The sequence below is a fragment of the Bordetella genomosp. 4 genome, from assembly GCF_002261185.1.
In the GTDB taxonomy this organism is placed as follows: domain Bacteria; phylum Pseudomonadota; class Gammaproteobacteria; order Burkholderiales; family Burkholderiaceae_B; genus Bordetella_A.
The window spans coordinates 1,171,318-1,186,038 of the sequence record NZ_NEVQ01000013.1; the positions used below are offsets into that span (position 1 = coordinate 1,171,318).

Below are 14,721 nucleotides of genomic sequence, written 5' to 3' on the forward strand. Positions count from 1 at the left end.
ACATCATCGCGGCACGCCAACTCTTGCCCGGGCGCGTGCCGCGCGCTTGGCCGGCCGTACATACAGGATAGCAGCGACGAAAAACACCAGCGACAGCGCAATTTCCAGGCCTGCCAGGGCAGCCGACATCGGCGCGGGGTCGGACATGGCCCGCACGACGCCCTCCATCAAATACAGCAATATCAGCATTGAGGCCCATTGATAGGTATAGAGATTGCCCCGCAACACGCCGCGCAGCGGAAAGGCCAGCGGCAGCGCCTTGAGCAACAGCCACGAACCGCCCGGCCGGATCGGCGCCAGCACGGTTTCCCATGCCACGCACAAGACGATCAGGGCCAACAAGGCTGCCGACGCCAGACGCCGCAGATTGGGATTCAACTCAACGTTCATCAATGGTCTCGAGAAGTAACGCCCCGGCTCAATCCTGTGCGAAGCCGTCTACACCTGCCCCAAGCATCCCGGCATGCAGGCCAGGAAGATGCCGGGAAAGAAACGCCCAAACTGCTATTATCGCCCGATGAGCCCCTCTGCCGAGCCCGCTACCGCTGCGCCGGAGCCGCCCCCAGTCACGCGCACGCGTACCCCCTGGATCACGCGTGTGGGCCGGGTGTTCCGTTTTGCCGCCCAACGGGCTGACGAGGAACGGCTGCTGCAGGTGGCGTCCAGTCTGACTTTCACCACAGTGTTAGGGCTGGTGCCCATGTTGGCCGTAGTGCTGTCGCTGTTCACGGCCTTTCCGGTGTTCCAGGATTTTCGGCTCGCGCTCGAAGATTTTCTCACGCACAGCCTGATGCCGCCGGCCGTGTCCGACAACATCATGAATTACCTGAATCAGTTCGCCCGCCAGGCTACGCGGCTCACCGCGATTGGCGGGGCTTTTCTGGTGGTCACGTCGATCCTGCTCATCATGACCATCGACAAGACCTTTAACGATATCTGGCATGTGACGCGCCAACGCCCGATTCCGCAGCGCGCGCTGGTGTACTGGGCAGTCGTGACACTGGGGCCAGTGGTGGCAGGCGCAAGCCTCTGGGCGACCTCTTTCGTGGCTCGCGAATCCATGGGCCTGGTGCGCGATGTGCCAGAGATCCTGAGCCTGATCATTTCGTTTGTGCCCGTCATCCTGACGGGTCTGGGCTTTGCGGCCTTGTTTGTGGTGGTGCCCAATCGGCAGGTGTTTTGGCGCGACGCCATGGCAGGTGGTTTCGGCACGGCAATTGTGCTGGAGCTAATGAAAGCTGCGTTTGCGTACTATCTGACACGTTTTCCAACATACACCGTGATTTACGGCGCATTTGCCACGCTGCCGATTTTCCTGCTGTGGATTTATCTGTCGTGGCTGGCCGTGCTGTTCGGCGCCACCGTAGCGGCCAGTGTGCCCTTGATCCGCCTGGGCCGCTGGGAAATCAACCGTAGCCCGGGTGCGCCATACATCGATGCCATGGCCGTCCTGCGCTCGCTGCATGCCGCCCAAGGGCGCAGGCCCGCCGGCCGCAGCACGAGCTCCTTGGCCAAGCGTCTGCATCTACACCACGACGAGTTGAATGCCGTCCTGGAAAAACTCGAACAATTGGACATCATCGCCCGCACGTCAGAACAACGCTGGATACTGACCTGCGATCCGCGCAAGATCCCGCTCGCACCAGTGGTTGATCATTTTCTGCTCGACCGGCAACAGCCCAGGCTGCAAGACGATCCGCACATTTTGGACGTCGCGGCAGCCGCTCTGGGCAAACATGACACCCCCACACTGGAAGAACTCTCTCAGCTGGCGCACAATACGCCTATGGACGCGGCTGCGCCCGTGCCGCCGCTCGCAAGCCAGAATACAAAATCGGGGCAATAGTCCCCAGGAGAAGCATCATGTTGAAAGTCAGTGAAATTCTACGAGTAAAGGGCGATACGCTTTATACGGCCTCGCCCGATATGTCCGTGTCCCTGGCCGTTCAAACCATGAGCGAGCAAGACATCGGCTCGCTGGTCATCATGGAGTCCGGCATGCTGACGGGCATGCTGACCTTTCGCGAAATCATCCGCCACCTGCATGACCACACGGACGGCGAATGGGGCAAGACCACGATCCGCGCCATCATGGACGACGCGCCGGTCAGCGTGTCGCCCAACACCAGCGCCGACGAGGTCCAACGCCTCATGCTGGAAAAGCATGCCCGCTATATCCCGGTGATGGATGGCCCCATGCTGATGGGCGTGATTTCGTTCTACGACATGGCCCAAGCCATCGTGGCGGCGCAGCAATTTGAAAACAACATGCTGAAGGCCTATATCCGCGATTGGCCTGTGGACGGCAACAACGCCTCTGCAGAGCCCGCCTGAGCGGCGAAACGAGGTCCGTACAGGCAATCTGTACGGACCAGGCTGTCATCAAAATATTTGCAACAGCTCCTGTGGCTGACGCAGCCAGAGTGCGCCAGCCTGATGCTGTGAGCAGCTTACGCGATCTGCAACCAGCCTATCGGCCTAGCCGGCCGGCATCGCAGCGGCGGCGGGCACATGCGACGGACTCTGCAGACTGCGCCATGCTTCGTAAATCAACCCGGGCTCATTCCCTGCCAAACGCGTTGGATCGGACAACATGCGCCGCCAGCGCCGCGCCCCCGACTGGCCATTGACCAGTCCCAACATAGGGCGCGTCATCACGCGCAGCGGCACCCCACGGCTCACCTGCTCCGCCGCGTAACGCACCATGGCGTCAACGACTTGTGCGTCCGTGGGCAAACGTCCAGACGGCCAAAGCCGCAGTGACACCTCGGACAACACGCGCGGCGTGTGCCAGGCGGCGCGCCCCAACATCACGCCATCGAACTCATTCGCGGCAGCTACGGACTGGTCCGCATCCGCCAACCCGCCATTGAGCACAAAAATGCTGTCGGGAAAATCTGCCTTGAGCTGCTTTGCGACCTCGTAGCGCAGCGGGGGGATCTCGCGATTGTCTTTGGGAGACAAGCCCTTTAACACGGCATTACGTGCATGTACAACAAACACACGGCAACCCGTGTCATGAATCTGTCCCACGAAATCCCGCACAAAGGCATAAGACTCGTCGTAATCCAGCCCCAGACGATGCTTTACCGTCACCGGGATATCGACCGCATCCTGCATCGCCTTGATGCAATCTGCCACCAGGGCGGGTTCGGCCATCAGGCATGCGCCGAACGCGCCACGTTGCACACGCTCTGACGGGCAGCCGCAATTCAGATTGATCTCGTCGTATCCCCATTGGCGCCCCAGCCGCGCCGCGTGCGCCAGCGCGTCAGGCTCGCTGCCTCCCAACTGCAGCGCCACGGGATGTTCGGCCTCGTCAAAATCCAGATGACGCTCGACGTTGCCGTGCAGCAGCGCGCCGGTGGTAATCATCTCGGTATAGAGACGCGCGCGCGGCGCCAGCAGCCGGTGAAAATAACGGCAGTGCCGGTCTGTCACATCGATCATGGGGGCGACACAGAGCCGCCAGTCAGAGGGGTTCAACATTACGTAACGCACGAGAAGAATGCCGTATTTTACGGCGTTCGCCAAAATCAGCCGCATCGTCCGGCGGCCGGCCTGGCGCGTAGACTAAAATTGGGGCGCCGCTCCAGGCAGAGCCCCGTCGGTGCCCTGCCCCACGTCCACCCTTACTCGCTGATCCATGGCCGTTTTTACCCCTGTTTCCGATAACGACGCCCGCGCCCTGCTGGCGCATTTTGATCTAGGCGACCTGGTGTCGCTACGCGGCATCACGGCCGGCATCGAAAACACCAATTATTTTCTGGTCACGACACGTGGCGAGTACGTATTGACGATATTCGAGGTGCTGACTCAAGCGCAGCTACCCTTTTATATCGAGCTGATGCACCATCTGGCATCGCGCGGCGTGCCTGTACCGCAGCCTCAGACACTGCGTGACGGCAGCCGCCTGACCACGCTGCATGGCAAACCGTGCTCCATCGTGACGCGCCTGCCCGGCGGTTATGAGCCAGCACCGGGCGCGGGCCATTGCGCGTTGACCGGCGCCACTCTGGCTCGCGCGCATCTGGCCGCCCAGGATTTTCCCCTGCAGCAGCCCAATCTGCGCGGTCTGGCCTGGTGGGTAGAGACTGCGCCCAAAGTCCTGCCGTTTCTGGACTCGGCCCAAACTCAGCTGCTGACCCAGGAATTGTCGGCTCAGCAACAGGCGGCCCAGAGCCCTGCGTGGCAGAGCTTGCCTGCCGGGCCGGCACATTGCGACCTGTTTCGCGACAACGTCCTGTTTGCGGGCACTTTTGACAGTCCGCTCATGGGCGGTTTCATCGATTTTTACTTTGCCGGCTGCGACACCTGGCTGTTCGACGTGGCCGTCAGCGTCAATGACTGGTGTATCGAGCGCGAGACGGGCAATTTCATCCCCGAACTGGTACAGGCCTGGCTGCAGGCTTATGCCGAGGTGCGCCCCTTTACCGAGGCCGAGCGGCAAGCCTGGCCGACCATGCTGCGGGCCGCCGCGCTGCGCTTCTGGCTCTCGCGCCTGTACGACTACTATCTGCCACGACCGGCCCAGACACTCAAGCCGCACGATCCGCGCCATTTTGAACGAGTGTTGCAAGCGCGCCACCGCGAGGCGCTGCCCGCCTTGCCCTGAACGACCAGGCCCGCATAATAGAATGTAACGTGCGTCCGGGAAAATCTGGGCTATTCCGAACCTCCTCGCCCTCATGTTGAGGATGGTCCAGGCCCAGCCTGACTGCGGGGACATCCATTTAACGCTAATCGAGACTTATGCAAGCAGCATCCTTACCCGCATCCTATGGCTGGCAATGGGTACGAGACGGCCTGAAGTTGTTCATGAAACAACCGCTCGCGGTCTTTACCTGGGCATTGGCTATCAGTCTGCTGGTGATGTTTGCCAGTTTTACCCCGCCAGTGGGCCCATTGCTCTTTGTCGCGCTGATGCCCGTCGTGACCTTGATGACGCTGTCTGCCTGCAAGCATATCGAGGCGGGTCGCATCATGCTGCCCTCGATGTGGCCGCAGCCGCTGATGCGGCCCGGCGTCTTTAAAAAACTGCTGATCATGGGCGCGGTGTACGCGGGACTCAGTATTGCAGCGGGCCTGATTACCTTTTTGCCCTTTTCGGCCGAGTTGACCGAAGGGTTGCGCATCGCGTCGATCGAGCAGAATCTGACGCCCTTTCTCAGCGCCATGACCGTACCGCTGACGCTGTTCGGCATCTTTTACGTCATCATCGCGGCGTTGTTCTGGCATGCGCCCGCACTGGTGGCCTGGCACGGCTTGCGCTTGGGTCAAGCGCTGTTCTTTTCCGGCGTGGCGTGCTGGCGCAATAAATGGCCATTCGTAGTGTATGGCATCACCTGGATCCTGGCATTTCTACTCATCGACCTGTGCGCGGGGATTCTGGTCAGCATCGGACTATCTCCGCAGATAGCCGGCACACTCCAGATTCCCTTCAATATCGCGGCTGGCGGTGTGCTGTACTGCAGCTTTTATCCCGTCTATACGTCGGTATTCGGCATCGAAGACACCCATGCCCACCCTGACCATCAATCGAACGACAGACCGCAGTCGGAACCATGAGATAAAGCGCGGCGATGCAGATATCTGCCGCCGCTCTGACAGCGCTCAATAGCTCTGCGCGCCGGTGAAGTTCAAGAAGCGCGTGCTCGACCCCTGGAAGGTCAAGCGAACGGTGCCGATCGGGCCGTTACGCTGCTTGCCGATGATGATCTCGGCCGTCCCTTTGTCGGGCGAATCGGGGTTGTAAACCTCGTCGCGATAAATGAACAGAATCAAGTCGGCATCCTGTTCAATAGCGCCCGATTCACGCAAGTCGCTCATCACGGGACGCTTGTTGGGACGCTGTTCCAGACTGCGGTTCAACTGCGACAGCGCAATCAAGGGGCAACCCAGTTCTTTTGCCAGACCTTTGAGCGAGCGGCTGATTTCCGAAATTTCGGTCGCACGGTTTTCCCCGCCGCTGCCTGCCATCAGCTGCATATAGTCGATGATGATCAGGCCCAATTGCCCGCACTGGCGCGCCAGACGGCGTGCACGGGCCCGGACTTCCATGGCGCTGAGCGCCGGGGTCTCGTCGATATAGACCTGCGCGTCCTGCATCAACTGCACGGCATGTGTCACGCGAGGCCAATCGTCCGCGATCAGTTTCCCGGTCCGCATACGGTGCTGATCGAGCATCCCGACCGAACCCAGCATACGCATGGCCAATTGCACCGCGCCCATTTCCATCGAGAACACGGCGACAGGCAGGCCCTGCTCGATCGCGACGTGCTCACCGATGTTCATCGAGAACGAGGTTTTACCCATCGAGGGACGCCCCGCCACAATCACCAGATCCCCAGGCTGCAAGCCCGAAGTCATCTTGTCCAGATCGGCGAACCCCGTCGGCACACCGGTAACGTCGGAATCCGTGTCGCGGTGATACAGCTCGTCGATGCGCTCCACCACCTGGGTCAACAGCGGTTGGATCTCCTGGAACCCGGCAGAGCCTTTTTCGCCCTCTTGGGCAATCTTGAAGACCTTGGACTCGGCTTCGTCCAGCAGTTGGCGTGCCTCTTTGCCCTGCGGATTGAATGCTGCAGCGGAAATTTCGTCAGCGATGGACACCAGCTTGCGCAGCATGGATCGCTCGCGCACGATTTCCGCATAGCGCCGGATGTTGGCCGCCGATGGCGTGTTGTGGGCCAAAGCATTCAAATAGGCCAAGCCGCCGGTGTCCTCGGCCTTGCCTGCGCTGACCAGGGACTCGTTGACCGTGATCACGTCGGCAGGCCGGGCCAAGCCGATCAGGCGCGCAATGTGGTGCCAGATCAGGCGATGGTCATGGCGATAAAAATCCTGTTCGTCCAATACATCGGCAATGCGATCCCAGGTGGCGTTATCCAGCAACAGTCCGCCCAAGACCGACTGCTCGGCCTCGATCGAGTGTGGAGGGACGCGTAGATAATCTAATTGGGGATCGGCAGGAGTATTCATAAACAAGACAAGAATGCGGGCGGCGAAGCATCGCGGACAAATGAACGAGCCCCGGTATCTCAACGCCTAATGGGATCGACTGCCTTGTTGCAGCAGCGAAAGACAGTGTCAATAATAAGTCACTTACGACTGGATTTCTCGCGAGAAATCACGTAGTCGCCAACAGTACGGTCAGAGCAAGGTACGCAAGGTATCCGCCACCTGGAAAAAACCCCGGATATCACGTCCCGGCAGACGCCCTGCCACAGGACGCAGCACGGCCGCGCTGCCGCAAATCACGCGCGCCAGCCGTTTCAGACGGGCACGGACCTCCGGGGCAGGATAGGTTTCGAAATATGCAGCCAGCATCACTTTGCCAAGCCCTACGGGATCGGCATCGTCCAATTTGCGCAATCCGAGCAGAGACGACAGTAACTGATACAGATCATAGGCCTGGGCGAGCGGCAACGACAACGCTGCGCCAGTGTTTTCTTCGAAGTCGATGCGCCACAGCAGGCCGTCGCGCAACGTCACATTACGAATCTGTGCACCGCCATGGCAGTGCCCCTGCGCATGAAACTGAGCCAGGTCCACAGCCAGCTCACGCACCCATTGCAGGCGCTGTTCAGGGCTCGCATGCCGGATCAGATTGGCAAAATCCTCGCCAACATGCTCCAGCACCAACAATCCGGGAGCCTCCATCCACACATCAGGGACGCGGCATCCGGCCGCGGACAATTGACGAAGGCGCTCGGCCTCGTAAGCCAAGCCGTTACGCAAGAGCACACTGGGTCTCGGAAACTCGCCCAAAAACACTTTGCAGCCCACTGCCAGACCCAGCGCCCGCAGATAGCGCAAGCCGTAGCTCAGGCCCTGCATCACGTTCGCCCGGCGGCGCTTTACCACGCACGCCACACCGTCTATCTCGATTTCACGCACCGAGGGCTCGCGTGCAGCGTCGACGCTGTCCAGCCAGGCTTGCAGTCCAGCGGGGGCTTGGTGATGAGGGGACGTCGCAGGATGGTTAGGCAAAGGTAGGCTCAGGGGGGCTCAGATGAATGAACACAGGCCGCGACGGATATGCCAATGCGTATCCGGCGTCGCGGAACAGGTCGAAAGAGATGGGACGGACATGAGATCGAGCAATCGATCAGCTGAAACCATAGGCTACCATTGCTGCCCCCCGAGGGGGCGTTTTTGTCTTGGGGCGGCCCAACAACAAAAAAGCCGGCACCGCCGGCTTTTTTGCGGGTGTGAATCGAGTGGTGCTTAGGAGATGTCGCCTTCGACCAGCACGTTCACGTCCACCAACACATCCGCGTGCAGCGCGACTTGGATGGGGAATTCGCCGACGGCCTTCAGCGGACCGTTGGGCAGGCGGACTTGAGCCTTTTCGACGGCGTCAAAGCCGGCTTTCTTCAGGCCTTCGGCCACGTCGCCGTTGGTCACGGAACCGAACAAACGACCGTCAACGCCGGCCTTTTGTTGGATCTTGAGCTGGTAGCCGTTCAGACGGGCACCCAGAGCCTCGGCAGCGGCCAGCTTTTCAGCCTGGATTTTTTCCAGTTCGGCGCGGCGGGCTTCGAATTCCTTCAGGGCGGCGTCGGTAGCACGACGAGCCTTTTTCTGAGGGATCAGGAAGTTGCGAGCGTAACCATCGCGAACACGGACGACTTCGCCCAGGTTGCCGAGGTTGACGACTTTTTCGAGCAGGATAACTTGCATTTCAGTGCCCCGGATTAGTTGTGGTTGTCGGTGTAAGGCAACAGGGCCAGGAAGCGCGCACGCTTGATGGCGCTGTCCAGCTGGCGCTGGTAGTGAGCCTTGGTGCCGGTCAAACGAGCCGGGATGATCTTGCCGTTTTCTTGCACGAAGTCGCGCAGGGTGTCCAGATCTTTGTAATCGATCTCTTCGACGCCAGCAGCGGTGAAGCGGCAGAACTTGCGGCGCTTGAACAGCGGGTTCTGCTGCGTGAATTTACGTTTCTCTTTGCGTTTTCCGAAGAAAGCCATGATGTGCCTCTTAGTCTAGCTGGGCGAGGTTTTGTTCAGCCTTGCCCAAAATCTGATGTCTGAATCCGATGTTTCTGTTATGCCACCAACGGGTCATGCCCCGCACTGCCACCGACTTTACGGGCCTGCTGCATATGCAGCTTGACCTTTACCGAGTCTTTGCGAGCAGCGGCCAGAAAGCCCTGTATCAGCAACTCGGTCCCCAGAGGGGTGCCAGCCAGCAGTTGTGCCAGATCGCCCAAGGCCACAGCGGTGATCGTCAGCTCGACGCGGCGCGGATGGCCGGCTTCGATGACTTCCGATTCGTGGGCCAGCAGCATTTCCAGCGCTGGCACGCCGGCGGGAGTGTGGCGCAAAGGCTCGCATTCGAGAACGCGGGCGCTGAGTTCCAGGGTATTCATCCGCCAGATCGTGGTGAAAAAACAGTATCGTCGGGTTATTGAGCCTGAGCAGGAGCCGCGGCTTCGGCGCTGGCCTTGCGGGCCTCTTCGCGCTCGACCGACTTCATCATGATCGAGGGCGTGGTCTGGGCTTTCTTGGTCTTGATGACCAGGTGGCGCAGAACAGCGTCGTTGTAGCGGAACGAGTGCTCGAGCTCATCCAGCGTGGCTTGGCCGCACTCGATGTTGATGCAGACGTAATGGGCCTTGACGAGCTTTTGAATGGGGTAAGCCAATTGGCGACGGCCCCAGTCTTCCAGGCGGTGCACGGTGCCGCCTTGGCCGGTAACCAGCGCTTGGTAGCGCTCGACCATGGCGGGCACTTGCTCGCTTTGGTCCGGATGGACGATGAACACTACTTCGTAGTGACGCATAGGTAAAACTCCTTGAGGATGTCCTGGCAGAAAGCGACGCCAAACACGCCGTTCCCCGCCAAGGGGCAGCCCGCCACCCAAAAAACATGGGCAATCGAGCAAGAAAGCTTTTAATTATCGCCGATTTTTTGGTATGAAGCAATATGCAGCCCTGTGCCGCCACTACAGCGGTAGCGCACAGGACGATTGACAATGCTCACCATGACGTAGCTAATTATCATCAGGAGAAACCAGGACCCGAGCTTCGCAGGCGATACCCAATCCCAGCCGTGCTGTTGGTTGGGATAACTCCAAGCCCGCGCAAAGGTACCGATATTTTCGGCAAACCAGATAAACAACGCCACCAGTCCGAAACCCACCAACAAAGGCATACGCCGGTGTACCCGCCAGATACGGTAATACACCCAGGTGCGCGCAAACAGCACACCGGTCAACGCGAACAGAATCACTCGCAGATCGACGATGTAGTGGTGCGTGAAAAAATTGGCGTAGATCAGCGCCGACAGCAACAGCGTGGCGGCCAGCGGCGGATGAGAAGTGAACTGGAAATCAAACAGGCGCCAGACCCGCGCCAGATAGCTGCCGACGGCGGCGTACATGAAACCGGTAAAGAGCGGCACCCCGCCCAGACGCAGGACACTGGCCTCTGGATAGATCCAGGATCCCACCGAGGTTTTGAACAGCTCCATGATGGTGCCCACGACATGGAACATCAGAATCACCCGGGCCTCGGCCCAGGTTTCCATGCGCAGCATCAACAACACGGCCTGAATGCCTAGCGCCGCCAAGGTCAGAAAATCGTAGCGCGCCAACGCGGCGTCGGGCGGATACCACCAATGCGTCGCCAGAAGCAAGGCGCACATCAGGCCACCAAAGAGACAGGCCCATGCCTGCTTGACGCCAAAGCGGAAAAACTCGTATAGCGCCGTACGCACCCGGCTGTGGCCAGCCCAGCGCTGAGCCAAACCGGTTTCCCAATCTTCCAGTTGCGCAATCAGCGGCCAGTCACGTGCAGCCGGGTCCGCCGCCACAGCCTCGCGGCAGGCAGCCGGGGCCAAGCCCATGGCGGGCTGGCCGACAGCCGGCGAGCCCGGCCCCGAGGCGGACGAGCCGCTCATTCGCGCGCTCAGCCCTCTACGACGGCGTACGCGGAATGGTTGTGAATGGATTCGAAGTTTTCGGCCTCGACGCGGTAGCGCGCCACACCCGGATAGGCCGCCACGCGCGCAGCCACGTCACGCACCAGGTCCTCGACAAATTTGGGGTTGTCGTAGGCGCGCTCGGTGACGTATTTCTCGTCGGGCCGCTTGAGCAGGCCCCACAGCTCGCAGGAGCCTTCGTCTTCCACTAGGCGAATGATGCGATCCATCGCGACGACGCCGTTCAACACGGCCGATACCGTCACGTGCGAGCGCTGATTGTGCGCGCCGTATTCGGAAATAGCCTTGGAACACGGGCACAGACTGGTCACAGGGACCTGCACAACCAATTCGAACTCAACCTGATCGCCCGCGGCACGCGCGATCCACTGGACCTCGTAATCGAGCAGGCTTTGCACGCCCGATACCGGAGCGGATTTGTTGATGAAATACGGGAAAGCCGCCGTAATGTCGCCACGTTCGGCATGCAACAAGGGCAACATGTCGCGCGCCATCTCGGAAAACAGCGCCGGCGTCATCGGCACGGTGCGGTACTTTTCCAACAATGCCACGAAACGCGACATATGCGTGCCCTTTTCCTCGGCGGGCAGAGCCACCGTCAGGGTCCAGTTCGCCACGGTGGGCTGCGGGCCATCGGCCGTCGCCACCAACATGGGATGGCGCACGCCACGGATGCCTACGCGCTGAATCGGGATGTGCCGCGTATCAGCCGAGCTCTGGACATCGGGCATCACGAGGGCGGAATCGATCGGAGAATTCATAGGATTACCTGTCAGGGCAAAAAAGAAAAATCCACTGCCCTGAAATATGTCAAGGGGGCCATTATTACCGAAAACATGGCGTCAGGGCCGGGAAAACCCTCTTGCCAGTAGGTTAGCCCGCCCGACTGGCAGCTCGGAGTGTACGCCGAGGCGGTGGATCGGCGCCATGGTACGGGCGCCAACTGCCAGTTCCGGAGATTACGACTGCGAGGCCGGCACGGCGTCCGCAGTGGCGTATTGCCGCACAAAACGGGCGCGGATGGCGTTTTCGATGCCCGCTGCGTCCAAGCCGACACCCGCCAGCAAGGCCGCTTGATCGCCATGATCGATGAACTGATCGGGCAATCCCAATTGCAAGACCGGCACCTGCACGCCCTCTTGGTTGAGCAGCTCTGTCACTGCACTGCCTGCTCCGCCCATGATGGCGGCTTCTTCGAGCGTGACCAGGGCATCGTGGCGCGCAGCCAGGTCGAGGATCAGGTCACGATCAATAGGCTTGACGAAACGCATGTCTGCCACCGTCGCGTCGAGCGACTCGGCGGCGGGCAGCGCGGCGTGTAGCAGGGTGCCGAACGCCAGAATGGCAATGCCCTTGCCCTCACGCCGGATCAGGCCTTTACCGACCGGCACGGTATCCAGGCTGGCGGTGATCTCGGCGCCGCATCCGGCGCCACGGGGATAGCGCACCGAGGCCGGGCCGGGATATTGGTAACAGGTCGACAGCAGCAGCCGCGCCTCGTTTTCGTCGGAAGGCGTCGCCACCACCATATTGGGAATGCAACGCAGATAGGCAATATCGTAATTGCCGGCATGCGTGGCCCCGTCGGCCCCGACCAAACCGGCGCGATCCAGCGCGAAGGTCACATCCAGGTTCTGCAACGCCACATCGTGCACGAGCTGATCATAGCCCCGCTGCAAAAAGGTCGAATAAATCGCCACCACCGGCTTTTGCCCTTCGCAAGCCAGGCCTGCGCCGAACGTCACCGCATGCTGTTCGGCGATGCCGACGTCGAAATAGCGGCGCGGAAAACGTTTCTCGAACTCAACCAGACCACTACCCTCACGCATCGCAGGCGTGATTCCCACCAGGCGTTCGTCTTTCTCGGCCATGTCGCAAAGCCATTGTCCGAACACCTGAGTGAAGGTTTTGCGCGACGAGGGCTTGCCCTGTTGGATACCTACGGTCGGATCGAATTTTCCGGGGCCGTGATACAGCACCGGGTCGGCTTCGGCCAGCTTGTACCCCTGCCCCTTGCGCGTGACCACGTGCACGAACTGCAGGCCTTGCAAGGCTTTGAGGTTTTGCAGCGTAGGAATGAGTGCATCCAGATCGTGGCCGTCAATAGGGCCGACGTAGTTGAAGCCGAATTCTTCGAACAAGGTGGCCGGCGTGACCATGCCCTTGGCATGCCCCTCGAAGCGGCGCGCCAACTCGAGCACCGGAGGCACGTGTTGCAACACGGCCCGCCCGACATTTTTGGCGGTCGCATAAAAGCGTCCGGACATCAGACGCGCCAGATAGCGATTCAATGCACCCACCGGCGGCGAGATCGACATATCGTTGTCGTTGAGCACCACCAGCAAATTGATATCGGGCGTGACACCGGCGTTGTTCATGGCCTCAAAGGCCATCCCGGCCGACATCGCCCCATCGCCGATCACGGCGATATGCTGACGTTGGATGCCGGCGTTGCGCGAGGCGACCGCCATGCCCAACGCGGCAGAAATCGAGGTGGACGAGTGCGCCGTGCCAAACGCGTCGTATTCGGACTCGCTGCGCTTGGGAAAACCTGAAATGCCGCCCGCCTGGCGCAGATGCGCCATGCCAGCGCGCCGGCCTGTCAGGATCTTGTGCGGATAAGACTGATGGCCGACATCCCACACGATGCGATCATGCGGCGTGTCAAAAACGCGATGCAGCGCCAAGGTCAGTTCGATGGTACCCAGATTCGACGACAAATGGCCGCCCGTTTTGGATACCGATTCCAGCACAAAGCCGCGCAGCTCTTGCGCCAGAGCCTTGAGCTCACGGCGGTCTAGTTGGCGCAGGTCCGCCGGGGTGTGGATACGGTCCAGTATTTCTGTCGTCATGCTCGGTTCAGCGATCTCTGAGTACGATGTAGTCGGCCAGACGGCCCAACATCGAGGCGGAATCCCCTAGCGGGACCAGTGCCGCATGAGCCGCAACGCGTAGCTCTTCGGCCAGCGCACGGGCATCGTCCAGTCCCAATAAAGAAACATAAGTGGGCTTGTTGCCCGCGGCGTCCTTGCCTGCGGTCTTGCCGAGGCTGGCGGTATCGGCGGTCACGTCGAGAATATCATCGACCACCTGAAACGCCAGGCCAATGGCATGGGCGTAGTCGTCAAGCGCCTCGCGCGTCGCAGAACTGGCGCCAGCCACAATACCGCCCAACGCCACACTACACGCCAGCATAGCGCCGGTTTTCATCGTGTGCATCGTTTGCAGTTCGTCGCGCGACAGCGAGCGGCCCACACTATCTAGATCGATAGCCTGCCCACCCGCCATGCCCAGGCTGCCGGCGGCCTGGGCCAGCGCGCGCGTGGCTTGCACAACCAGGGCCGGCGCGATGGGCATTTCGGCCAACAGCTCAAACGCCAGAGGCTGCAGCGCATCGCCAGCCAGCATGGCCGTGGCCTCGTCAAACTGCACGTGCGTCGTAGGACGGCCGCGACGCAGCACATCGTCGTCCATGCACGGCAAATCGTCGTGGATCAAAGAATACGCGTGAATGAGCTCGACGGCCGCAGCGGCACGATCCATCGAGGCCTGTACTGCGACAGTACTGCCATTGACCGGGCACGCCTGGCCTGCCGCATAGACGAGCGCAGCACGAACCCGTTTGCCGCCACCCAGCACGGCATAACGCATGGCAGCATGCAGACGCGCGGGTTGCGCGTCCGCCGCCGGCAGACAGTCGTCCAGTACGGTTTCGATATGCTGTGCGCGGCTCTGCAGCCAGTCCGCGAACGCAAGATGTTGTTGAGTCATT

Annotated in this window: 16 protein-coding genes; 4 read left to right on the top strand and 12 right to left on the bottom strand. The window is 60.7% G+C overall.

Annotation, left to right across the window (positions count from 1 at the left end):
• Positions 1-3: 3 nt before the first annotated feature.
• Positions 4-390, bottom strand: coding sequence for a DUF2069 domain-containing protein (locus CAL20_RS15750; protein ID WP_094822005.1), 387 nt, complete (start codon positions 388-390; stop codon positions 4-6).
• Between the two features lie 127 nt (positions 391-517).
• Between CAL20_RS15750 and CAL20_RS15755 the strand changes: the two genes are divergently transcribed.
• Both CAL20_RS15755 and CAL20_RS15760 read left to right on the top strand, forming a co-directional pair.
• Positions 518-1,846 carry a YihY family inner membrane protein gene (locus CAL20_RS15755; protein ID WP_094838325.1) on the top strand — a complete coding sequence of 443 codons (1,329 nt, stop codon included), beginning with the start codon at positions 518-520 and terminating at the stop codon, positions 1,844-1,846.
• Between the two features lie 17 nt (positions 1,847-1,863).
• The gene (locus CAL20_RS15760; RefSeq protein WP_094822007.1) at positions 1,864-2,334 is read left to right on the top strand and encodes a CBS domain-containing protein; all 471 of its coding nucleotides are present in this window, start codon (positions 1,864-1,866) and stop codon (positions 2,332-2,334) included.
• A 144-nt stretch (positions 2,335-2,478) separates the two neighbouring features.
• Here the strand turns inward: CAL20_RS15760 and dusA are convergent, their stop codons facing one another.
• Entirely contained in the window at positions 2,479-3,486 is a 1,008-nt protein-coding gene (dusA, locus tag CAL20_RS15765) for a tRNA dihydrouridine(20/20a) synthase DusA (RefSeq protein ID WP_094838407.1), read from the bottom strand.
• Between the two features lie 160 nt (positions 3,487-3,646).
• On the opposite strand from dusA, the gene CAL20_RS15770 reads away from it, so the two are divergent.
• Both CAL20_RS15770 and CAL20_RS15775 read left to right on the top strand, forming a co-directional pair.
• Complete coding sequence (locus CAL20_RS15770) at positions 3,647-4,615, top strand: homoserine kinase (RefSeq protein WP_094838326.1); 969 nt, start codon at positions 3,647-3,649, stop codon at positions 4,613-4,615.
• 137 nt (positions 4,616-4,752) lie between these two features.
• Positions 4,753-5,568 (top strand): BPSS1780 family membrane protein, encoded by an 816-nt coding sequence (locus CAL20_RS15775; protein WP_094822009.1) that lies wholly within the window; start codon positions 4,753-4,755, stop codon positions 5,566-5,568.
• A gap of 45 nt (positions 5,569-5,613) precedes the next feature.
• Here CAL20_RS15775 and CAL20_RS15780 read toward each other — a convergent pair whose 3' ends face one another.
• The 10 genes from CAL20_RS15780 to CAL20_RS15825 all read right to left on the bottom strand — a co-directional run bounded on the left by CAL20_RS15780 (position 5,614) and on the right by CAL20_RS15825 (position 14,720).
• Positions 5,614-6,984, bottom strand: coding sequence for a replicative DNA helicase (locus tag CAL20_RS15780; RefSeq protein WP_094822010.1), 1,371 nt, complete (start codon positions 6,982-6,984; stop codon positions 5,614-5,616).
• 171 nt (positions 6,985-7,155) lie between these two features.
• Complete coding sequence (locus CAL20_RS15785) at positions 7,156-7,995, bottom strand: hypothetical protein (protein ID WP_094822011.1); 840 nt, start codon at positions 7,993-7,995, stop codon at positions 7,156-7,158.
• Between the two features lie 237 nt (positions 7,996-8,232).
• Positions 8,233-8,688, bottom strand: a complete 456-nt coding sequence (rplI, locus tag CAL20_RS15790) for a 50S ribosomal protein L9 (protein WP_094822012.1) — start codon at positions 8,686-8,688, stop codon at positions 8,233-8,235.
• Positions 8,689-8,702: 14 nt separating this feature from the next.
• On the bottom strand, positions 8,703-8,975 hold the full coding sequence (rpsR, locus tag CAL20_RS15795) for a 30S ribosomal protein S18 (RefSeq protein WP_094822013.1): 273 nt from the start codon (positions 8,973-8,975) through the stop codon (positions 8,703-8,705).
• Positions 8,976-9,052: 77 nt separating this feature from the next.
• On the bottom strand, positions 9,053-9,376 hold the full coding sequence (priB, locus tag CAL20_RS15800; protein WP_094822014.1) for a primosomal replication protein N: 324 nt from the start codon (positions 9,374-9,376) through the stop codon (positions 9,053-9,055).
• Positions 9,377-9,411: 35 nt separating this feature from the next.
• A complete protein-coding gene (gene rpsF, locus CAL20_RS15805; RefSeq protein ID WP_094822015.1) occupies positions 9,412-9,789 on the bottom strand; it encodes a 30S ribosomal protein S6 in 378 nt (125 codons plus the stop codon).
• Positions 9,790-9,899: 110 nt separating this feature from the next.
• Entirely contained in the window at positions 9,900-10,853 is a 954-nt protein-coding gene (locus CAL20_RS15810) for a DUF817 domain-containing protein (protein ID WP_094838408.1), read from the bottom strand.
• Positions 10,854-10,915: 62 nt separating this feature from the next.
• Positions 10,916-11,710 (bottom strand): GTP cyclohydrolase FolE2, encoded by a 795-nt coding sequence (gene folE2, locus CAL20_RS15815; RefSeq protein ID WP_094838327.1) that lies wholly within the window; start codon positions 11,708-11,710, stop codon positions 10,916-10,918.
• Between the two features lie 198 nt (positions 11,711-11,908).
• Positions 11,909-13,801: a 1-deoxy-D-xylulose-5-phosphate synthase gene (dxs, locus tag CAL20_RS15820; protein ID WP_094838328.1), complete on the bottom strand. Its 1,893-nt coding sequence runs from the start codon at positions 13,799-13,801 to the stop codon at positions 11,909-11,911.
• A 7-nt stretch (positions 13,802-13,808) separates the two neighbouring features.
• Entirely contained in the window at positions 13,809-14,720 is a 912-nt protein-coding gene (locus CAL20_RS15825) for a polyprenyl synthetase family protein (protein WP_094838329.1), read from the bottom strand.
• Position 14,721 lies beyond the last annotated feature (1 nt).